The 22,219-nt window shown below is 62.1% G+C and carries 10 protein-coding genes; 4 read left to right on the top strand and 6 right to left on the bottom strand.

All coding sequences use genetic code 11. The features are described from left to right. Nucleotides 1-103: 103 nt before the first annotated feature. Nucleotides 104-424 (top strand): nucleotide pyrophosphohydrolase, encoded by a 321-nt coding sequence (locus tag J2T23_RS15930; RefSeq protein ID WP_307361519.1) that lies wholly within the window; start codon nucleotides 104-106, stop codon nucleotides 422-424. A gap of 187 nt (nucleotides 425-611) precedes the next feature. Further along, nucleotides 612-2,162: a DNA/RNA helicase domain-containing protein gene (locus J2T23_RS15925; protein WP_307361517.1), complete on the top strand. Its 1,551-nt coding sequence runs from the start codon at nucleotides 612-614 to the stop codon at nucleotides 2,160-2,162. Between the two features lie 170 nt (nucleotides 2,163-2,332). Here the strand turns inward: J2T23_RS15925 and J2T23_RS15920 are convergent, their stop codons facing one another. The 6 genes from J2T23_RS15920 to pglW are packed head-to-tail and all read right to left on the bottom strand — an operon-like array spanning nucleotide 2,333 to nucleotide 20,128. Then, complete coding sequence (locus tag J2T23_RS15920) at nucleotides 2,333-4,471, bottom strand: DEAD/DEAH box helicase (RefSeq protein WP_307361515.1); 2,139 nt, start codon at nucleotides 4,469-4,471, stop codon at nucleotides 2,333-2,335. Continuing rightward, nucleotides 4,468-5,820 carry a BREX system ATP-binding protein BrxD gene (brxD, locus tag J2T23_RS15915; protein WP_307361513.1) on the bottom strand — a complete coding sequence of 451 codons (1,353 nt, stop codon included), beginning with the start codon at nucleotides 5,818-5,820 and terminating at the stop codon, nucleotides 4,468-4,470. Before brxD ends, J2T23_RS15920 begins: the two co-directional genes overlap by 4 nt. Then, on the bottom strand, nucleotides 5,813-8,569 hold the full coding sequence (gene pglZ, locus J2T23_RS15910; RefSeq protein ID WP_307361511.1) for a BREX-2 system phosphatase PglZ: 2,757 nt from the start codon (nucleotides 8,567-8,569) through the stop codon (nucleotides 5,813-5,815). Before pglZ ends, brxD begins: the two co-directional genes overlap by 8 nt. Continuing rightward, on the bottom strand, nucleotides 8,566-12,357 hold the full coding sequence (locus tag J2T23_RS15905; protein ID WP_307361509.1) for a DUF6079 family protein: 3,792 nt from the start codon (nucleotides 12,355-12,357) through the stop codon (nucleotides 8,566-8,568). Before J2T23_RS15905 ends, pglZ begins: the two co-directional genes overlap by 4 nt. Next, entirely contained in the window at nucleotides 12,354-15,911 is a 3,558-nt protein-coding gene (gene pglX / locus J2T23_RS15900) for a BREX-2 system adenine-specific DNA-methyltransferase PglX (RefSeq protein ID WP_307361507.1), read from the bottom strand. The genes J2T23_RS15905 and pglX overlap by 4 nt, the downstream gene beginning before the upstream one ends. After that, nucleotides 15,908-20,128: a BREX system serine/threonine kinase PglW gene (pglW, locus tag J2T23_RS15895; protein WP_307361505.1), complete on the bottom strand. Its 4,221-nt coding sequence runs from the start codon at nucleotides 20,126-20,128 to the stop codon at nucleotides 15,908-15,910. Before pglW ends, pglX begins: the two co-directional genes overlap by 4 nt. Before the next feature lie 491 nt (nucleotides 20,129-20,619). Here pglW and J2T23_RS15890 point away from each other — a divergent pair, with 491 nt between their 5' ends. Both J2T23_RS15890 and J2T23_RS15885 read left to right on the top strand, forming a co-directional pair. Further along, on the top strand, nucleotides 20,620-21,681 hold the full coding sequence (locus J2T23_RS15890; RefSeq protein ID WP_307361502.1) for an IS110 family RNA-guided transposase: 1,062 nt from the start codon (nucleotides 20,620-20,622) through the stop codon (nucleotides 21,679-21,681). Nucleotides 21,682-21,701: 20 nt separating this feature from the next. Continuing rightward, a partial coding sequence (locus tag J2T23_RS15885; RefSeq protein WP_307361500.1) for a helix-turn-helix domain-containing protein occupies nucleotides 21,702-22,219 on the top strand: 518 nt, incomplete at its 3' end.

The raw sequence follows: 22,219 nt of genomic DNA, 5'->3' as shown, positions 1-22,219 counted from the left end.
AGTACCGAGGAGCTTCGCACGACCCTGGGGAACTCGTGCCTGCGACTGCACAAAAATTCGGACGCTCGGGCTTGCTTCATTGGGTGCATGCTACGGTGAAATCATGTCTGATAATTCTGTAGTTCGGTTGCTCCGAGAGTTCGTTGCGGAGCGTGAGTGGAGTCAGTTCCACAGTAGCTCGAATTTGGCGAAATCGATCTCAATTGAGGCGGGCGAGCTCTTGGAATGCTTCCAGTGGGACGAAGAAGCTGAACCGATGCGAGTTCAATCAGAACTTGCTGATGTATTGACCTATGCTTATTTATTGGCTGATCGTCTAGGCCTTGATCCTGACACGATTGTGGCCGAGAAACTGGAAGAGACTCGGACTAAATACCCAGTAGAGAAGGCTCGGGGGCGTAGTTCGAAGTATGACGAGCTTTAGGATAGAACGACGGAATTTTTCGCCTCACGAGATTGAGCTGTTGAGCCGCAGCGGCGACCAATTCACTAACTGGCCAGTTGTCTACACGTTGAATGACTCAAGAGATGTGTACGTCGGCGAGTCGAGAAGTGTAGCTTCTCGCATGCGGCAGCATTTGAAGTCGCGCGAAAAGAGTGGCTTACAAAGGATGCACCTTGTCATCGATGATACTTTCCATAAGTCTGCCTGCCTTGATCTGGAATCGTTCCTAATTCGACTTTTTGCTGGCGAAGGGCGCTATCAGGTACGTAATGGAAATGCGGGGGTCAGTGACTCGGACTACTATGATCGCGCAAAGTACACAACCTCTTTTGAGCAAATATTCGAGGAACTGCGCGCAGAAGGAATGTTTGAACGCTCGATCCCTGAGATTGAGAACAGCGATCTCTTCAAGTTTTCGCCGTTTAAAGCTCTTAATCACGATCAGGCGGGTGCCGTCGGAGAGATTCTCGATGGCCTTCTCAATGATATAGAGCGTGGAGAACCAAGCACCAGCGTCATCCAGGGGGATCCAGGCACTGGAAAAACAATCATTGCAATATATCTCATGAAGCTGCTACGCGACATTCAGCTTTCTCAAGAGGGTGAAAGTTTTGATAGTGACTCAATTTTTTCGGATTACTTTGTAGAAGGCAACCGTGATCTCATTGCTAATCTTAAGGTTGGCCTAGTCATCCCCCAGCAGTCACTGCGTTCAACCATCAAAAAGGTTTTCAACAAGACGCCTTCTCTTCAGCCTGGCATGGTCCTGAGCCCATTTGACCTGTCACCCTCCGAGCAGCCGTACGATTTGCTGATAGTGGACGAGGCTCATCGGCTCAGCCAACGCGCAAACCAGCCGTCTGGTCCTCAAAACAAGAAATATCGTGAGATTACCGAAGCCCTATTTGGCGTAGATGACCTATCGATCACGCAGCTGGACTGGGTTCGTAAGAGCAGCAAGCACCAGATCCTGCTAGTGGACGCTGAACAGAGCGTTAGGCCCGCGGACTTGCCCAAGCATTTAGTTCAATCCCTCATACTTCGTTCGCAAGTTGAGAAAAAGTTTTATCGTTTGCATTCACAGATGCGCGTCCGTGGTGGGACGGACTACATCAAATATATTCGTAAGATTCTTTCGTCAGAACCTCCCGTTTATTCACCGATTGAGAATTACGATTTTCGGTTTTATGATGATGTCAGGGATATGCGTGAGGCCATCCGTAGGCGAGAGGCAGAGGTACAACTTGCGCGACTTGTCGCAGGCTTCGCTTGGCCCTGGAAAACAAAAACCGACCCTGATGCTTTTGACATCGAAATTGATGGACTTCGTCTTCGCTGGAACCAGACCCAGACTGACTGGATCAACTCAAGGAATTCAATAGATGAGGTTGGCTCTATTCATACAGTCCAGGGATACGATCTAAACTATGCGGGTGTCATTATCGGACCTGATCTCCGCTTTGATCTGGCGGATCAATCCATTGTTGTCGATCGAACTAGCTACTTCGATAAGAAAGGCAAAGACAACAACCCTAAGCTTGGGCTGGTGTACACCGACAGTGACTTGCTTAGGTACATTACGAATATCTACGCCGTCCTCATGACGAGGGGCATGCACGGGACCTACGTTTACGTGTATGACAAAGCACTCCGCGAATACCTGAGGAATTTCATTCCTCAGTCCATGGAGCGTGGTCGCAATGATTCTTCCCGATGATTTTCGATTGCGGGAGGGCTTTTTGTTTAGGATGGCGCAAATCGTGGGCTAAGAGCCGATGTGGCTCACATTCGACCATCGCTGCCACCGACAACGACTCGGAGCTGTCATGTATCAACGCTGCCAAGGTTCCGGCGTTCCGAGAATGGAATGGTGACTGCCGCACATAACTACGTTTCCGACGTTGCCACGCCGCATCTGGCTATTTGAGTAGCGCCGAAGTGGTCGCTGCTTCGCTCGGCGAGGGTGCTCACGGCAAGTGATGCGGGCAAGAGTTCCGCGAACTTTAGCGTTTTGAGCGCACGCTCATCAACCTGCGGCAGGAGCCTTTGCGGCTCGTCTTGAAGCACACCCTGGATCTCGCGCATGGCCTCAGCGAGAGCGGGAGCGGTGGTGTCCCCGCGCAGCCCGATCTGCCAGTTGTTGAAGGCCCGCGACTCGTCGAGCAAGTCAGGCGCCACCTCTATCAGGCCAGCGACCAGGACGCCGTTGGCACGAGCTCCAGCCCACGTCCACCAGCGAAGCCTCCCATTCGACTCACGGAGCATGACAGTCGAATCACCGGAAACCCGGCCTGCATATTCTTCCCGCAGCTCGCCCAACTTGGTCACAGCTCTTTTGGACAGCAGCACGCCGGCGGGAACGGCTCCGAGCAGCGCCCGCCGAGTTGCATCGCTCAGGGCATAGGACTCGGGCTGCGGCATGCTTGACCATTTAGAGTCCGCGGCGTTTGCAGACGGCTCAACGTAGGCGCGGTGGCGCTTCCAATCAACGTAGTTCACCTGCCAGGCTCTGCCTCCGAGCGTAAGCAGTCTGGGACCGTCAACTTTGCGTTGCAACACCATCGGATCAACGGAGCCGATTTCCTCGCGGCCGTGCAGAATTACGACCTGCGGGTCGGCCGTGAACACGGCCATGAGGTCCCGGTAGTGGATGCCGCCGTACTTTCGCTCAGCTTCGGGACCCATGAAGAGCATCCCCTGGTCCGAATCGAGGTGTCCCGTTTCCACCAGCCCTGTAGCGATGGCTTGCCACTCGCCCGGCGAGGCGAGCTCGAGCTCGGAGAACCACTCGTGCCAGGTGTTGGCCCCGATTCGCCGTTCCTGGAGTGTCAGCCCCAAGAGTTGCTGCGCGGCCACGTGCAACGGAGTTGGCGGGGGTGTGACAGGCTCCACATAGCCCTCTGACCACAGCAGCAAAAGCCCGCAGGCCCGGAGGAATTGTGCGTCGTCGGTAGACAGGAAAAGCATATTCCGCTCGGTCCCCGGTCTGCGGCCGGTCCGGCCGAGTCGCTGTAGCACCGAGGCCACGGTGCGCGGCGCGCCGATCTGGATGACCCTGTCGAGGTCACCAACGTCGATCCCGAGTTCCAAGGTAGAGGTGGACACTATGACGCAGTTGCGGGCCTGCGAGAACGCTGTTTCCGCTTGCCTGCGGGCATCCACGGACAAGGATGAATGCGAAACGAAAGTCTCCACCTCAAGGTCGCGCAGCCCCAGCGACACCTTTTCCACCGTTCGTCGCGAATCGGCAAAGACGAGGCGTTTCTCGCCGCGATGCAGAGCCGCTATCACTTTGGCTGCATTTAGGTCGCTGCCTACGAAATCGAGCTGCATCTCCGGTACGGCAGCGGAGCCACCGTCCGGAGCGATGACGGAGGCGGGTATCTCCGAGATGCGATTGCTGCCTTGCAGCCATTTCAAGAGCTCTTGCGCATTGCCCACCGTCGCGGACAGTCCAATCCGCTGGAGCGGACGGCCAGCCAGCTTAGAGATGCGTTCCACAACTCCCAGCAGGTGCCAGCCCCGATCGTCCCCGGCGAAGGCATGTACCTCGTCGACGACGATGGCACGTACATCTGCAAAGAGTTGCCGCGGATCCGCCAGAGTGGAGACCAACATTGATTCCAGCGATTCCGGTGTGGTCAGCAGAATGTCGGGTCGATCGAAGACTTGGCGTTTGCGGGCACCTGCAGTGGTGTCGCCGTGTCGGACCGTCGCGGTGCGCCCGAGCCATCCGGAATAGGATGCCACCCGTGGTTCCAAGTTGTTCAGCAGCGCGCGCAGGGGACACACGTAGAGCACAGAAGTCCCGGTCCACGCCTCTTCGGACATCCGGGTCAGCAGAGGGAACAACGCTGCCTCGGTCTTACCGCCGGCTGTGGGAGCCAGGAGCAGACAATCGTTGCCGCCCAGGACGGGACCGATGGCCTCTGACTGCAGCGGCCGCAGGCCGCCCCAGCCAAGGGTGTTTGCGATGTGGTGCTGGACCACTGTGTGGAGCGCGTCGAACCCCGCAAGCTGGGTCATAGGTTGAGTTCGACGTCGTCCGCGGTCGCCGCATAACCGCCGGCCGCTCCGGCGGTGCCGCCAACGGCGTTGCGTTCCTCTGGGCTTAGTTCCTCGCGGGCGAGGGTCAAGGCGTAGTGCTGGCGCGGGTCGAAGTCACCGAACTGGTCAACGCGGTCCAGTACGTCGCCGATGAGTTTCTTCAGGAAGATCCTTGGCGCGATGCCCACCTTGCCGCCCAGCCCGCCGGTCACAGCATCTGCTAAATCAGAGATGTAAGGATCGTCGACGAGCTGGCGGATACGGTCTGGAGCATCGGCACCGAGAAGGTAGAGGTCCCGTACCTTGATGCCCAACGCTTCAAGCGCTTCACGGTCGAAGCCGGCCAAACGGATCTGTACGGCCCGGGGGTTGTCGAATCGCGCATCGGTCCCGAAGTCCGTAGCCAGCCGCTGGGCCAGGGGCGCCAGGCGGGGCACCCCGGACGGTCCGGTGAAGAAAGCCGGTGTTCCAGTCAGAACCAGATACAGCCCTGGGAACCGACCGGAATCCACTTCGTCCATGAGCTGGCGCAGCGCGTTGAGGGCTTTGTCCCGCACATCCGAGCGCATTCGTTGCAGGGTCTCAACCTCGTCCAAAACCACCAGCAGGCCGGGATGCCCGGCGTCGCGCAGGATCAACAGCAGACCCTGCAGGAATCCCAGGGCACCGAAGTGGTCAAGGTCGCCACGGATGCCAGCCCCGCGCTTGGCCGAAGCGCCCACATGAGGCTGCCCACCGAGCCATGCGGCAAGCCCGTCTGCCACCGCAGCATCTCCAGCGGCTACGGCCGCACGGTAACCGCGGAGGGCCTGGGCAAAGGCAGGTGTCTTCGCACTCACCTCGGCCAATCGCCGGTCCAGCAACTCATCCGCGGCGGCCGCTAGCTCAGCCGCTGAAGCGGTAGCCACCGCGGGGTCTGCGGCGATGGCATCGTCCTCAAGGGTGAACAGCCAAGCATCCAGGACGGAACGGAACGCGCTGGGCGCCACCGAAGCAGTGCGCAGCGATTCGGTAATCCGCCGGTAGACGGTTTCAAGCTTATGCAGCGGGGTCTCGGTCTCGGAAATCTGCACTTCGGCGGCGGCGAAACCCATCCTGAGCGCCTTCTCCGCAAGATGGCGGGTGTAGAAGGTCTTACCCGTGCCGTACTCACCACGGACAGCCTTGACCACGGCACCACCACCTGCGACCGTCTCGAGTTCCTCGTCGACGGCGCGCTGGAAACGCTCCAGACCGACGGCCAGCAGATCGAGCCCGTTGGAAGGAACCGTGCCGCGCCGCAACGCGTCGATCACTTCACGGCGCCTGCGAGGCGAGACGTCAGCCATGATCTGTCACCCCGAATTGTTCGCGGAGCAGCCGTGCGTCCAGGACCAGCATGGAACCGTCGACACGCAACACCCCGTAGCCTTCGACGTTGAGCAGCTTCTGCAGTTGGGCCACCGCGCCATCCATGCGCGCGGGTGCGACCTGGAGGACGACGGCGGCAGCCTCCTTGGCCAGCCGGGTCCCGGACCCGGCGGCCAGCGCATCCACCAGCGAAGCGACTTGGCTGTCGGAGACTGCGAGTCGGCCCGCGATCGCTTTCTGCGCCTTGTACATGCCTGAAGATACGACGGCGGCGCCCAACCGCGGCGCGGCGGGCACCGGGTCGGAGGAGTCGAGGATGTCGAGCATCGATGGCGTGTTGTCCTTGGCGGTCTTCGTCAGCCCGGCCCCCGGGATTGCCGGGCGCGCCGCGCCGCCGCCGGCCACAACTGACCACCACAGCGGTTCCTGCGACGGCGCCAGCTTCCACCCGTCGGGGACGTTGTCGCCCGGAACGAGAACCACAATGGGAACTACTACCTCGGCGGGGGAAGCGCCTCCGTGGTATCCGGCCTTAATCGGTCCGTAGCGCAGGGTTTCATCGACGGCGAGCACTGCGCGCCCGCCCTCGGCGAGAACCCGGCGTCCTTGGACAAGAACCTCATCCTCACCAATGGGGGTCTCCGGCAGCCGGGACCGTGCGCTGCTCGTTTCACCGAACGCGCGCAGTTCCCCGCGGCGGCGCTCCACAATGTGCCCATGATCGGACGTCATGACCACGGTGCGTCCGGCTGCCATCGCGGCGGATAGCAACGGTCGCAGGTGCCGGATGGTGTCAGGCGTCCACGTGGTTCCGGCCGGGTCGCTCTTGTCCAAGGCGTCATCGATGGTGTTGAGAACGCACGCCACGAGGGGCGTCTGCTGGTCGGCGATGACAACGGAAATGTCGTCCTGCAGGGCCAATCCAGGCCGCGACGAATCCAGTGGCGCCTTGTGGAAGAGCTGCGACTGGGCGATCCCGCCGGCCTTTGTCAGCGCGGTGAAGCCGGACAATTCGCGGGACTGCCCTCCCGACGTCAGCTGACCGCTGAACAGGGAAGCTCGGCTGAGGTTCGTGAGCGTCGGCATCACGGCCACGGCGGACCCACGGCGTTCCGACGCAGCCGGGATGACCTCGGCCCAGCCCTCGTTCCCATGAAGCACGGTGGAGGCGAGTTCCGCGGCGCTGGCGGCGCTCATGCCGTCGAGAACCAGCAGGAGCGTGTTCTTTGCTCGAGCGAGTGGCAGAACCACTGAGGGCAGCAAACGCTCCAGATGCCAGACGGGGTCTCCTGCACCGTCCAAGCGACCCGCCGCTCTGCCTTCGTCCGAGGAGGTTGACGTAGCCAGCAGCCGCGCGAATTCTCGGTCATGGCCGTGGCGCCGTTGCTCAGTGAGTCGCAGGATGGTGGCGAGACCTTCGCCCAAGAGTTGGTCGCTGACGCCGGCAGCCACATCGTTGTAGGCGGTGTCGACCCAGGCGTGGACGTGAGCGTGCAGATGCACGGCACTGATGAAACTGTCGGGAAGAGCGTAGTCGCCGGTGAGCCAGCGGGCCAGTCTGACGGCAGCGTGGAATGGGGCTACGCGCGGATCCTGGGCGTTGCCTCGTAGCGGATATGCCAGACGGTGGTCCTCGGCCGCTGCCCAGGCCTTTTCTACGGCGTCGATCCCCGACCCAGGGAACGAACGTAGCGTTTCCGCGAGCCGTTGCAGCATCGCGGTGAGTCCGGCGGGGAGCAGCTGCGAATCTCGGCCCAAGCTGGAAGCCTGGATCTTAGTGAGTAATCTGTCGGCCGCCTGCAAGGCCGCGTGGGCCTCCTGCCAGCGGGCCGGATCCTCCAGTTGCGCTTCTACAACGTTGCGGGCTGACTTACCGAGTGCCGCCAGCATGGAAGGGGTGATTGGTTCCGCGGAGCCGGCCCAGAGGTGCTCGAGACGTGCCAGCGCAAGCTCGCTGAGCTGCCGGTCCTGGGCTGTCCGCCCGCCAGTCTCGGTAAGCACGTTCAAGGCGATGCCGACCGGCACTGCTTCGGCGGCGCGGCCGGTGAGAAGAAACCTCAGGAGCGGCTTCCCTGCCAGCCCTGCGCGGTCGGTCAGCCATTGAAGAACTGCGTCGGCAAGTTCGTTACCGCCAAACTCGCGCAGGTCTGCCATTCGATCTGTGGCATCGGTTCGCATGGTCCAATCGAGGACGCTGAGGCCATCTACCGGACCACGCTGCAGTGCCAGCTGCCGCTCCGCGACTGAAGCGAAGGCATGATCGATGGTCAGGACTGCGCCGGGAGCTGCAGGCCATCCTTCATCCGGGGTGATGCGCAGTAGGCCTTGTGCCACTGGCAGCCGCTGCTTGAGGGTGGACAGCGGCCGGTCGATCCGATCAGCACCAAAACGTTCCTTGAGTGCTTCCCACGCACCTGGTGTCTGGAGCCTTTGGTTCGCAAAGTGCCCGAGGATTCCGGCCCCCAGATCCTCTTCCGGCCGGTCCGTCAGGATCACGAGCCATTCATCACCAGCACGGTTGCGCAACGCGTCTCGGATGGCCAGCGATGAAACACACGGCAGGACGTGTACGCGCTCTCCGGAATCCGCGAAGCGTCGTTCAGCATCGGCGTCCGGGACTGCACGGAGGCCGATCACGCGCTGAGTGCTGTGCTTGCGGGCCGCGGAAATAAGGGAACGGACAACTGCGGTGCTCACCGTGCTCTGAACCGCTGCCTGGCCGTTCACCCGACGATCCTCCACTGCACCTCGACACGGCGACCAGGGTTTTCAAGGATGAACTCCTGCAGTTCGGCTACCACGTTGTCTCCTCCATGGGCTGTGCGCCACTCACCACCTGGAGTGACTGGCTGCGGCGGCGTGAGCGGAAGGTCGACATCGTCCGGACGTTCGGGTTTACCTTCGTTAGGTTCGGGTGTAACCACCGGTGGAACAGGTGGAGAGACAGGAATGGGAGGCATGACAGACGGGGGCGACGCCGTGGCGAGCCAATCAAATATTCCGTCTTCGGCGGTCTTGAGCGCCTTCGCGCATGCGTAGGCGTGCTCATGGCCGCTCAGGGCGGTTGTGAGCTGGTCGAGGATGTTTTGGGCGGCATCCGCGCGAGTATCTTGCCCCTTGGTAGCTTCACGGACGGGAGCCAGCCGGTTCCACGCGAAGGTCGATACGGCTGCGGCAACTTCCTTGGCGCGGGCCAGGGATGCTGCCGCTTCCTCTGGCGAAGCCGGGAGATCAAGGCCAGCCAAGGTCTGGATCAGCGTGACACCGTTCTGGTGCTGCAGCGCTCCCAGAGTAGTTGCAATCCCGCGGGCAAGTTGAAGGCGTGGCCCGCCGTCGATCCCGAGTCTTGTTGCGGCGGACTCCAAGGCGTTGACGAGCACATCCGCATCAGTAACAGTTCGGCGTGCGAGCGTTCGGGTCGCGTCGGCAAGGGTGGCCACGGCGGCCGGGGTGCGGTACATCGGAGCCTCGATACCCAAGACGCGGCCCGCGGTGGCCCGGGCGGCCTCCCATTCCTCTTCAGTGGGCATCGGCTGCGGGCGCAGCTCCATGCTGGGCTGGAGCGAACCAGGCGGTGGGGTGGCGGATAAGGCTCCGCCATGGTTGAACCAGGCACGCTGGCGCAACAAACCCCACGCGATGACGATCAGGTCCGAGACCTCGTTGCGCAGCCCATGTGCCGGTTCGACTCCGGCGATGATTTCGCGCAGCTTCGAAACGGTGACGGGGTCGTCATTGCCTATGCCGGCGCGGGAGAGCCCTCGCTCAAGCGCGGCACCCCACGGTCCGAAGCGGCCGTCACCGAAGAGGAAATGGGTTTCTCCTGCGAGCCCGACTTCTAAAGGGTTGGCGATCCTGCGGACTGTCCGGGCATCTCCCGGGTAGGGAGCGCGGCCTTCAGGATCGGCAGCGGCGGCCTCAAGCGCGGCGGCAACCGCCTTGAGGTCGGCGGCCCTGATCTCGGTATCCTCCGGCTCGAAGCGCGGGTGTCCGGGGTAGGAGGATTCGAATGCTCGATTTACCAGTTGCCTGAACCCTGCCCCAAGGGTTGCCCCTACGGGCGGCTGGGGTACGTATTCCGGATCCAGCGAATACAGGACTTCCACATGTGCCGGATCCTCCAGCAGAGTCCCGGGTGCGGGGGTTGCTGCGCCATACGCCTGCTGGATGATACGCAACAATCCTTCGCGCAGGGCCGCTTGCTGCGACTCGAGGATACCGCGTGCCTGTTGGCGGTCGACTTCGCTGAGGTGGTTGGCGTGGCTGTTCCACCGGTCCCCGGTACCCTCCAACAACCAGTCGAGAACCACGAGCCGGCGCAAGTCGCGCATCGAATCTGACGAGAGGAAGCGGGGAAGCCAGACGACCGTTCGCGAGGTGAAATTGCGGGCGCGCAAGTTTTCGATGCGCTCGATGTCCTCGGTGGCGGTGTGCTGTTGCTCATCGAAGGGGTGGTCGATGACGAAGCGCCAGGCGCCGGCCCCTGCCCGGAAATGCTCGTCCGTGAGCCAGCCTGCATCGCGCACATTGCCGAAGACCAGTTCGACCTCGCGTTTGGAGCCGCGCCACACCACCGGGTGCCGGTAGACGTTCCAGGCATCGGGGTCGCCGAGTTCCAGACCGAGTCCTTCGGCAACCAGCTTGCGGATGAGCTCACGCTGGCGCCCCGGATTGTCCTCGCCCTTGGCTTTCTCCACGATTGACTCGTAGTCCACATTAGACAGTTGGACCCGGATGATGGGATTCAGCGGTTCGGAGCCCACATGGATTTCGGGCACCTCACGGGACCAGTTCTTGACCTTGGCCAGCACAATGTTGGCCTCTCCGCCGGGCAACGGGGAAGCGATGGATCCGTGGTTCAGCGAAGCGAGCCGGGCCGCCGTCAACGCCTTCAGGGCAGGGACGTTGGGAGCGACAGCGGAGAGCAGCAGCGTCTTGGCGAGTCGGTCGTCCGCGCGGAATGCCGGAGTCAGCCGGGACGGGTCCTGCAGGTCGGCAGCGGCAAGGTGGTGGGTGGAGAGGATCTTGGGCAGCAGCTTGTCCTGGTACAGCTGGGTCGCGGACCGAAAGAGCGCCGCGGCCTGCGCGTCAAGGGCAGCCCCTGCCTGGCCCTTGACGATGTAGTCGAAGCTGTCACCGACCGGGATGACCTCCTCGATGCTCATTGTGTTCCGGCGGTCAACGAGCATCTGTTGCATGACCTTCAATGCGGTCCGGTCACGCTGCATTACGCTGGCCAGCGATCGAAGGGTGGAGACCAACGCGGGGGCAAACGGGTAGGTGAGCCGGAAGGCCTTCTCATCCGAACCACGGTGCTGGTCGTCCGAGTTGACTCCGTCGAGAAGTACGTCCCAGACCTTCGGGTTGCGGTCCAGCCGGGTGAAGGCGTCGTCTACGGACTGCCTGCCGGCGTCGTCCCTGGGCATCAGGAGGCGCTTGCTGGCGACAAACGGGAGGTTGTCATCGCCCAATTCGATCTTTGCGAAGCGTCCCTCCTGGTGCCGGAACGCAGACTCGAGGGCCTCCTGCTGGACGCCGTTGGCACCGGCGTCCGCGAACCACTTTCGCAGGTCCATCTGCCTCGCTACGAACGAGACCAGAGGCGCTTCGAGGCTCCCGTAGGAGCCCTCCACTAATTTAGTCAGCTTCTGCGATTCCCGGCGGAAAAACTCCGGTTCATGCATGCCGAAGGCAAGCCAGAGGACCAGTTCGTCGAGGAACAGGACGACGGCGTCGTACCCCAGCGACTTGGCGTGTGCAGACATGGCGGCGAGGCCTGTGTCCAGATCCACGTACTCACCGGAGCGAACGTAGGCCTTGAAGTACGTCCCGACCAGGGCGCTAACCAGCGACTGTCGCTCTATGCTCTGAGCCGGCGCGGTGAGAGCAGTCTTGTAGCGGTCGAGCCCCCATCCGCTTGAGCCGAGCAAGCCGGAAAATTCATCGAACTCATCGTCGACCTGCCCGCCGCCGAGGCCCTGAAGGAACGCATCGTCTCCGATCTGCTGCCGCAGATTCTCGGCGTCCTCAAGGAGTGCGTCGGACGCGAAGAGGGCCGGCAAGGATGTTTCACGGTGCGCGACTTGTATATGGCGTACGTAGGCGTCGAAGATCACTTGTTCCATCGACTTGCCGTCCAGGAAATGGAAGGCCAGCGGCAGAATATTCCGGCCGGACAAGACGGAGTCATGCCGGGCCACGGTTTCCTGCAACTCCACTACTGAACGTGCCTTCGGATCATGACGCAGTAGCGCGTGAAGGATGGCCATGAAGTGGGATTTACCAGAGCCGAAGGACCCGGTCAGGAACGCCCCGCGGTTGATGCCAGTGGTGAGCGCGTTGGACACTAGTCCCATTGCGGAATCGAACGCCTCGACCAACGATGGCGTGACCACATAGTCGTCGAGGGCGTGGCGGGCGCCGTCGCCGCTGACAGCGTCGGTCAGGCGGAGGACATAATCCTCCACCCCCGCGCGTTCAGGAATGTCGAAGACGTCGCGAAGCAGGATGGTCATGCGTACTCCTTGGCGGCACGGCGGCCGCGAGTGGACGTGGCGGGGCGCCATGCCTTCAGATCGGTGGCTGAGGCGTTGAGTTGGGTCATGCGTTCCTCCAATTGTGCGGAGCAGAAGTCAGCCATGCTCATGCCGAAGTTCGGATCCAGATCGCCATGCCACTGCTTAACCCAAGGCAGCAGTTCCGCCATGCCGGCTACAAGCGGGATCAGCTGAGCATCATCGGTTCCTTCGGCGATCCGCTCGTCCATGATGGTAGCGAGGACGAGGAACTGCTGAACGTGGTCCCACCCGGCCCACCCGAGCAGCAGCGTCGGGTCGGCAGAGCGCCCCGCATCCGGATAGAGAATGAAGCGCTCCTTGGGTACGTCGAGCTTTCCGCGGGCCTGCCACCAAGAGGATTTGCGGAAGTCTGCCGTGGAGTATTTGGGGGGCACGGGGATTTTGCCTACGTCCTCACCGGCGTCCTCACGACGCTGCAGCTCCCACGTTTCCTCCCACGCCTTGTGCTTCCGCAGACCGGAATCCTTGAGTCGCTGGGCCGCGAGGTAGGGGACTGCTTCATCGGTGAGTAGTTTGGTGAGTGCGTTGGTGACGTTAACGTCGACGCTGCCATCCCAGAGGGCAAGGACGCTGACGAGATCGGCGTCCCGGGAGACCATGTCTGCGAGTTGTGCGATGCTGCGGGCGACCGGGCGGTCGTGAGAGTCAAACCAGTACGAGCGGTCCTCGAGTCTATCCAGCAGCCAGCGACACAGGGCACGGTCGCGGTAGCGGTCCCACGGCTCGGTGGCCCAGCGGCGCTTGTGCTCCGGCCTCTCCAACAGTCGGATGTGCGGGTTACGCTCAATGGCCTCCAAGCGGCGCTGGACAATTTTCTGATACGCCGATGGCCAGTCCACTGGTATTTCCTCGGTTGCCCTAGAGCCATGGCGTGCGAACCAGGCAGTGTCAGCGTTGCCTGCCGCCATATTACGAGCGAGATCGATCTCGAAGGCCCGTTCACCGAGACTGATTTCGGGGAGGTCACTATCTGTATAAGTCAGATCTTCATCGATGAGCCCAAACAAGCGGTAGACATCCCAATCCAGTTCCTCCTGACGCGCGATCATTTGGTAGTGAGTGGAGTCGTACTGCTTGCGCGCCATTGACAGCTTTTTAGCGGTGGGTAGTTTGTCTTCGGAGATGACGTCTGAGAGAAGTGCAGCTCTTTGATTAGCCAGACGGTCCAACTGGCTGCTCAGGTCTGACGGTAAGGACGTGGGTAACGGAATGTCGGCGACGTTCGTTGGGTTGAAACTGTAGCGCTCCATCCATGCCTCTGCCTGGATACCCCGCCCGATCCCGGACCCTCCCTTGGCACCGCATACCTGACGCAACCAGAAGCAGATTGCGGATGAGTTTAGTACGCCTAATAGGCTCATATGAGATTGCTCGTCGGTGCCTTCAGCGAGCTTGATGACCGGCGCGCTCTGCTTGAAGACCTTCCCGCCTCGATCAAGAACGAAATGATTATGTGTGGAAACTTCCGCAAATGTAATCGAAAGGGGCGTTCGCATCTTTGACGTGTAGCATTCCAAATGGTCGTACCAAGGCCGGTCTCTTTCCGACATCGTTTGTCCGAAGACCACACGTTGCGCGAGGAGTGTACGCAGGGGCCAAAGGCATTTGGCTATCACCGGATGCTCCTCAGGAATCCACGAAGGCTTGAAAACGTCATCGTACGGCCACCAGATAAACGACTCTCCCCTGAGGGCAAAGTCGCGGACATCTTCTCCGATTACAATTCGTCGGGTCTGACTAATCTGGTCGATGGCCTTTGCGCGCGATGGTGTTGTAAACCAGCCGTCGTCCTCTCCGACAACGGTAGTGCGTCCAATGTTTACTGCGTGTGTCGATAGCCGCGAACTACAGGTGTTGAGTCTGTCCAGTAGTGCACCGGCCCCGCCGCCATTTAGGCTCCAGGGGTGTGCCGCTAGTGCTGTCCGTGGTAGATCCACGACCGTGACCCATTCCCCGTCATATCCTGGGTGACTAACGTGGCTGGTCATGTCTTGCCAGACATGGCCTTCGGAGGCATCTTCTGGGCGCCCGGGTTCCCCGCGGACACCTAGGACTGCCCGGACGAACTGGCTGGTCGGTGGCTGCCGGCGACCGACCATGATGACGGTTGGTGTTCCGTGCCCTGGAATATAAGCTCCGGAGGTATCCGCCACAAGTCGAAGGTCTTGTCGAACGAGAAATTCTTCAATTAGTTTTGAACCGAACTCCTTTTTCATGAATGAATTCGCCGTAATTTGGCCGATCCAGCCAGCCTCTTGCCCGTCCCGGGCTCGTTTCGCTAGCCCGAAGAACCGTTCCATGAACGGAACGGTGAGAGTCAGTTGGCCTTTGATTGACTTGTAGCGTTCGCGGTATTGCTTCCGCGGGGACGAGTCAGGCGCCGTGATGTACGGCGGGTTTCCGATGACCACGTCGTATTGATCCGAAGTAAGGAGCCGATTCAGTTGCTCGAGGTCTTCGGTGGCGTACGCAAAACTGCTCACTGCAGTGTCCACGTCAGCTATTCCCAGATCTAGTTCACGCTGAGCACGGCCGTGTAGTAGGGAGTCTCCGGCGGCGAGGTGGAACTTGAAGGCAGGGGCGCGTTCCAGATCGAGCTCGCCGGTGGACTGGAGCGCGGCGACGGTCAGTCTGAAGCGGGCGATGGCCACGGCGAAGGAATTCAGATCCACTCCATGGATCGAGTCGAGTGCCTTTTGAACTCGGTCACGGGTTTCCAGGCCCGGCGCCTTTGCATCCCACGCCGCCAGCAGTCGCTGGAACGCTCCTAATAGAAAGTGCCCGGATCCGCAGGTCGGGTCAATGAGTTTGAACCCGTCCAGAGATCGCTCGGATATTGCCGGCATTAGGGTCTGATCGAGGATGAACTCCTCAACGAACACGGGGGTCTGCAGCAGCGCGAAGGTCTTCTGCGCGTACTCCGAAAGGTCCTGGTACAGGTCGCCGAGGAATCGGGTGGAGAGTTCGCTGTCCTGGAAGTTGTGGAGCGGGACGCCGGCTTCGTCCGTGGCGCGCCAGAAGTCAAGGATTTCCTTGGCCATGGAGCCGGAGGGGGAGACCTGCCACAGGGCTGCGTGCTCGTCTACCAGAGCCGTGGTAGAGGGGAAGGACTTTAGATGGGTGATGCCCTCCATGATCCACTCGCGCCAGGTGTTCTCGGGGTGGGCCCGGAAGTAGGCGTTTTCGGCGTCGAACGCTTCCTGCCGGCGGGCGCCGGGACCGGCGATCCAAACCTTGGAGAGCAACGCATTGTCCTCGCAGAAGCGCAAGAACACCGTGGTTAGGACCCAGCCGACGGCAGCCTGGGTGATGCGGTCGTCACGCCAACTGATCCAAGCGGAGGAGGTGCGTTCGGCGCGCAGGGCGTCCGCGTGCTCGGTCTGCCACCTGGCCTTGAGCTCTGGATCTTCTTCCAGCCTAACGCGCAGGTCGTCTTCGACCCGGAGCACCAGCTTCTGCAGCTTGGGAGTGAGTTCCTTGCCAATGGTCATGCGGTGGCTCCTTCGACGGCTGCCGGGATGAGGTCTGTCTGGGCGTCAATCCAGGCTGTTTCGACACGAAGATACTGGTTAGGGGACGTTTGTACCGAGACGCCGTCGAGCAGCGGTCCTTGGTTCGCTCCGACCTGGGGCAGGATCACCCACACCGCCTGGCCGCGGGGGGTGGCCAGATCGCTCCAACGCCGGATGAGGTCGGCATGTCCATAGCGGACCAGGGGGGAAGCTTCGACGATGAGGACCGGCCGGGGTTCCTGTTCGGGAACGTCGGCAGTCGCCTGGGCGATGGCCGCCTCGACAACAGGCACGGCCAGCTTCACTGCTGCGGCCACACCGCGGGAAGCTCGGTCGTTCTCGGGCTGCGCGTCCGCGCGCACAAGCGCCTCCCAGGACGGGAAACCCTCCCGGAGGCTCAGGGACTTCAGCTCGTCCAGCAGCAGGGCCGTGACATCAATCCGTTGCGCATTGAACTCCGCTGCCAGCCGGTCGGCCAGCGCGTCGCAGCGGTCAGCGCGGGCACCCAACGCCAGGAAGGACCGCAGGGTGATGCTCTCGTTGAGCCTTTGCTGCGGGGTGGAATCGCCGGATACAAGGCTGCCGACATGCGTTCCTGTGCCTAGGCGCGAGGAACTGCTCTGTGTTGGTTCCACAATGGTGGGCGCACCGTAGGTCCCAGAATCGGGATCGTGGACCAAGTCCAGGCCGGCCTCACGGAGCAGCTCGGCGAGACGTCCCGACGTCGGAAGACCCTGCACGGCCGGGAAACGGACGCGCACACGGTCCACGATTTCGCGGGGCGAGAGTCGCTGCGGCCCCGCGACTCCGCGCAGGGCAAGCCCCAGCGCCTCGACCTGGGACAGATCCCGGTGGTGCAGCTCGCCGGAACCGGACGCTGCGGCATGGCGCGATAACCCGGCGGCCAGACGCGCCAGCCGGACCCTGTCGCGCAGCAAAGGATCTTCGATGCCTGCAGCGTCGAGTATCGCTGACAGGCGCAGCTGGACGCGTTCGGCAGGAACAAGGGCGGGCTGTGCCGTCGACTCTGACAGCAGTGCATCGCCTTCGCGGCCCAGGCGTTCTGCCACATCCAACAACGGCGCCTCGCTGGCGATCAGCAGTGCGCTGCCCTCCCGCCGGCGCAGTTCAAGGGGTTCGTCGTTGACATCCGCGCGCTTGAGGGCCCGCTGACGGTCAATGACGATCCGCAGGAGACCCCGGGCGATGCGTTCATTCTCGCCGGTTCGTTCGGACTCGACCGTGGTCTGGGACAGTACTTCCGCGGCCAGTTCATCGACCGTGGCTGTCCCTCCAAGGGCCCCAAGGCGCTGGTTCACCACGCTGGTGAGGTGACGCAGGTAACCCAGCACGCGTGGTTCCTCGGCCCAGGAAGTCTGGAGTTTTCCGACCAACTGGTTCGCGCCGGCCGAGGTCACAGGGTTGGGCAGATTCGCACCCAGCTGCGCCTGTGTAGCGAACGCGTCCACGTCGCCGTATGTGCCAAGGATCAGGCCGGCGGCAGCTCGGGACTGCACCGCCTTCCTTGTCCCAGCGGCCTCGATGAGCTGTTCGGCAAGGGCCAACACCGAGGGGAGCGGCGCAGTCCCCTGATTCCCCTGCTTCTTCTCGCCGAACTTCTCCCGCCACAGGCCTGCCCGCGCTGAAGCCTCCCGACGGGTGGCCAGTGCCACGCCGCGAAGGGCGTTGAGTCGGATCGGGTCAACGGCTGTGAGTTCCCCAACGGTGGCGACTCCGAGCGGTTCAAGAGCGGAGAGGGCGCGCGCCGAAAGGCCGGACTGCTCCAACGGGGTGGCCGGTGTGGCCACAGCCGCGAGCTCGTCCGAGTTCTCCGGGGCGGTGGTGGCATCCGTCGGGAACGCAGCCCGCCAGTTCTCCAGCATCTCCGTAGCAGTGTCATAGCGTCGCCTGGCATCGCGGGCCAGCGCCGCGCGGAAGAAGGAGACGAGGCGTGGGGCAACGGCCCGGTCGAAGTCGTGGGCCTCGATGGTGGCTTCGTCCGGTACGGACGCGGGGTTGGCAAGCGGGTCACCATAGAACGGCGTGTGACCGGTTGCCATTTCAAACAGCACGACGGCGGCGGCGTATCGTTCCGCGGCGGAATCGAACCGAGTCCGGACCCCACCCAGGAATGGATCAAGATATGGAGGGGTTCCTGCAGCGATGTCCGACGCCGCAGCGCGGGAAAGAGAGAAGTCGAAGAGTACGAGGTGTTTGCCGCTGCGCTCTGTCCGAACGCCCAAGTTGCCTGGCTTGATGTCGCGGTGATCGACACCGTCCTTGTCTAGTTGAACAAGTGCCTCAAGGATGTCCCGGCCGAGTCTTTCCAGCAGGTCCAGGGAGAGACGTTTACGCTCGCGCAGCAGTTCGCTGAGCGTTTGCTCGCCAGCGCTCTCCAACAGCAAAGCTGAGCGGTCGCCGAGGGAGAGCGGCCCATCGATAATCTTGACCAAGCGCGGACCAGACAGCGCACGCAACACTGCGGCCTCTTCGTGGAGCCGCTGCGCCGCCTTCGCATCCACCGCAACCTTCAACACCCGCTGCGCGCCGTCGTCGTCCGCGTCTTTAACCAGCAGCCCGACCGCAGTCGAGCCGCGCCCGAGCCGGCGAACGACAGTAAATCGTCCGTCAGCCAAAACTGTGCCCGGAGCAGCCTCGACGGCGTCGACGTCCTCACTTGCCAAGGCGGAGGGCGAGGAGGAATCGAATAAGGCGTCCAGGAACTTACCGACGCCGTCGAACCGCTCGCCGGGGGCGGGCCTGGTGGCACCCAGGACGGCTTCGCGGATGCTGGGCGAGATCGAGGGCAGCTCGAGGGACAGGTCCAGGCCGAGCTGGTTCCGGAGGCGCTCCGCGAGGACCAGCGACGAATCAGCGGGACGTTGCGACGCGAGGATGAAGTAAGCCAGGGCGCCAAGAGAAAAGACGTCCACCCGGATACGGTCTGCTGATTCCGGTTGCCAGCGTCCCTCTGGAGCTTCAAAAGCTTCGGTCAGCCACGCGTCAGCCTGATTGGGGTCCGGCCTGCGGTCCAGCAGTGAAGTGACGCCATCGGCGGCGTGGCCGGTCAGCACCTCGCCTGAGGCCAAGCCAGCGCTTTGCCAGTCGCCGATGAGAACCTTTGGCTGTCCGTGAACCGTCTTGACCCAGACGGCCTTTGGACTCAGGCCACGATGGACCACCTGGTTACGGTGGGCATAGTCGAGGGCTTCTGCCAGCTGACGGATGATGGACAGGCGCTGATCCAGAGGCAGCCCGTTAGGCTGCCCGGCGAGCCAGAGATCCAGCCGCTGCATGCCGTCGGAATAGTCGTAAACCAATCCGACACCGAGCTCAGAGTCGACCAGATCGCGGGGCCTCAAGAGACCGTCGTGTGAAAGTCGGCTCATGAGCCGGAATTCGTGTTCGGCGATCTTGTAGTTCCGGCTGGCTACTGACTGCGCTGTCCCCGGCGGCGTGACCTGGAAACGGATCCGGACCGTTTCCTGTTTGGACACTTTGTGATAGCCGCTCCAGTCCTGCCATCCCGGGCCCTCGTCAAGAGCTCCGTCTGCGATGATCCATGACCCGGCCTCGCGTTCGCGGCGCTGAACCAAGCCGATGCGAGCCATGAGGTCTACGAGGATAGCTTCTTGGTTCTGGCCGATGGCTGCATTGGCACGTGGTTCCTGGCCAATCAAGTCGCTGATGCCCGGAAGATGGCTGACAGCTTCGGCGTCATCGAGTCCATAGAGACCGAGGGCCGAAGAAGCCGGGAGCTCGCTGACGAACCTTGGGTGATGTAGGAAGACGGCTTGGTTGACGAAAGGGACAAGGCCGCGCACCTCGTCGAATCCAATGCCCTTTTCGCGTGCCCAGTCAGCCAGCGCATCTTTGAGCTTTGAGGCCAGGTACTGGGCCTTGCGTCTGGCTAACAGAAGGGGCGACGGTTCCGCGCGGCGGCCATCACGGAGCCACTGCGTATCGTTGCCGGTCAGCCGGCCGGAATAGTACTTGAGCTCAAGCAGGTGCAGGCCGCCGCGGCCCAGCAACAAGGCATCTACCTCGTGCCAGCCACCGCGGCCGTCACGGAACTCGAAGTTGCTCCACACACGGTAGGGGCTCTGAGCGGGGATCTTGTTCTTGAGGTAGGCAAGGCCCTCGACCTCATGCGGAAACTGCGAATCGCTTACTTCGATCCAGCGGTCTTGCTCCACACCAGTTCCCCCACGAGACATGCTTCCGTACATATAGACACCACTGGCTTACATTACCAACCTTGCGAGGCGTGTTTACGGTCCTAGCTGTACTGAGTCAGGACGTTGGTTACATCGTGAATAGGTGAAGACCTCTTAGGTTGGTGGTTACCACACACAGCCAACGACTAAGAGGTCTTCACTATTGGTTTGTGAGGGTCAAAACTTCTGGCCTGACCAACGGCATGGCAGCCGGCCCGGCACGCCGGGAGAGGAGAAGAATGCTCTCGGGGTTGCCGGTCTGGCCCAGAGGTCTTCTGACACCCCCTCCGTTCGACGGGTGGGAGTTGTCCTCGACATGACCTGCCGATCGGCCAGCCTCACAAGAGGCGTGGCCGGGCAGGCTGCCGTGTCCTGATAGGAGTCTGACAAGCGTCCCAATAGTGAACTGACTGGCAGGCCCGCCCGGCTGCGCACCCCCATTTGAAACGGAAAGGTGCGCTAGAACCATCATGCAACGCAACAGTCCCAACGTGTACGTGGGGATAGATACCCACGCGGAAACCCACTTCGTGGCGGTCATAGACGAGCACGGGCGGCGCCTCACGGACCAGGAGTTTCCAGCCACTGCCGGTGGATACCGGAAGATCATCGAGTTCATCCGTGCGAACGGCAACGCGCTTAGCATCGGAGTTGAATGCACGGGCAGCTACGGCGCTGAAATCACCCGGCAACTGGTGGGAGCAAAATTCGAGGTTATCGAGGTCAATCAGCCCAGCCGCGATCAACGCCGGCGGCGGGGGAAGACGGATCAGCTCGACGCTTACAGCGCTGCGGAAGCAGTCATGAGCGGCCGAGCGAGCTCTGCGCCCAAGGGCCGCAACGGGCTCGTCGAAGCCCTGCGAAGCCTGAGGACAGTCCGGGAGTCTGCATTGCGGGACCGCACGGCAACCATCAACCAGATCAAAGCAATGCTCATCAGCTCCCCTGAGAATGTGCGCTCACCATACCGGTCGTTGACAACACCCCGGCTCGTCGCGGCGCTGGCTGCCACCCGCCCCCAACGGCAGCCAGTCACGTCAGAAGAATGCACCCGCTATGCGCTGCGCCTGTTGGCAAAGCGCTACCAGGAACTCGATGAGCAGGTCCGGGATCTCACGGCTCAAATCGACCGTCTCCTCAAAGCCCACGCACCCGGCCTTATGAACGTCTTTGGTTCGGGCCCCGACACCGGCAGCCAACTGCTCATCACCGCCGGCGACAACACGGCACGCCTACGAAGCGAAAAACAGTTCGCGGCCCTGACCGGCAGTTGTCCGCGGCCTGCTTCGTCAGGGAAAACAGAACGAAACCGTTTGAATCGCGGCGGCGACCGGAAGGCCAACTCCGCGCTCCACCACATCGTGTTGGTCAGAATGCGGTACGACCAGCGAACCAAAGACTATGTCGCCCGACGAACAGCCGAGGGTCTCGGCAAAAAGGAAATCATGCGCTGCCTCAAGCGCTACATCGCACGCCAAGTCTTCCCTGTCCTGGTACAAACACTCCGCCTCAACGAACAAGGCATGACTTGAAAAATGTCTATAGGAGTGTCATGTCCCACCGTAATGCCCGCCTGACTCCAAACGGTAGGCGCATCATCATCGAGCGCGTCCTCGCCGGCCGTCCCGTGGCCCATGTCGCGAAGGAAATGGGCATCTCGCGGACCTGCGCACACCGCTGGCTCAGCCGGTACAGGACGCACGGCTGGGCCGGCCTTGAAGACCGCAGCTCCCGCCCAAGGTCGTGCCCGCACGCCACCCCGGCAGGCGTCGTTGCCGACGTCCTGGCAAAGCGGGTTGAGCACCGCGAAGGGCCAGCGGGCCTGGCAGCCCGGTGCGGGACGAGCGCCCGGACGGTCTCCCGGATCCTGACCCGCGCCGGCAAGCCCAGACTGTGGGACCTGGACCCGGTGACCGGTGAACGGATCCGCGCGTCCCGTGCCACGGACCGCCGCTACGAACGCGACGCTCCAGGCGACATGATCCACATCGACGTCAAGAAACTAGGCCGGATCCCGGACGGCGGAGGTTGGCGGGCCGACCCGAATCAATCCGCCCGCAACCACTCAAC

The organism is Pseudarthrobacter niigatensis (genome assembly GCF_030812615.1).
GTDB lineage: Bacteria > Actinomycetota > Actinomycetes > Actinomycetales > Micrococcaceae > Arthrobacter > Arthrobacter niigatensis.
The sequence above is the reverse complement of the archived record's forward strand: the minus strand, read 5'-3'. Positions and strand labels throughout refer to the sequence as shown.

What these genes read in the sequence shown, in the direction of transcription:
- J2T23_RS15930 (WP_307361519.1), top strand. Translation starts at nt 104, where the DNA reads ATGTCTGATAATTCTGTAGTTCGGTTGCTCCGAGAGTTCGTTGCGGAG.
- J2T23_RS15925 (WP_307361517.1), top strand. Translation starts at nt 612, where the DNA reads ATGCACCTTGTCATCGATGATACTTTCCATAAGTCTGCCTGCCTTGAT.
- J2T23_RS15920 (WP_307361515.1), bottom strand. Translation starts at nt 4,471, where the DNA reads ATGACCCAGCTTGCGGGGTTCGACGCGCTCCACACAGTGGTCCAGCAC.
- brxD (WP_307361513.1), bottom strand. Translation starts at nt 5,820, where the DNA reads ATGGCTGACGTCTCGCCTCGCAGGCGCCGTGAAGTGATCGACGCGTTG.
- J2T23_RS15905 (WP_307361509.1), bottom strand. Translation starts at nt 12,357, where the DNA reads ATGACCATCCTGCTTCGCGACGTCTTCGACATTCCTGAACGCGCGGGG.
- pglX (WP_307361507.1), bottom strand. Translation starts at nt 15,911, where the DNA reads ATGACCATTGGCAAGGAACTCACTCCCAAGCTGCAGAAGCTGGTGCTC.
- J2T23_RS15890 (WP_307361502.1), top strand. Translation starts at nt 20,620, where the DNA reads ATGCAACGCAACAGTCCCAACGTGTACGTGGGGATAGATACCCACGCG.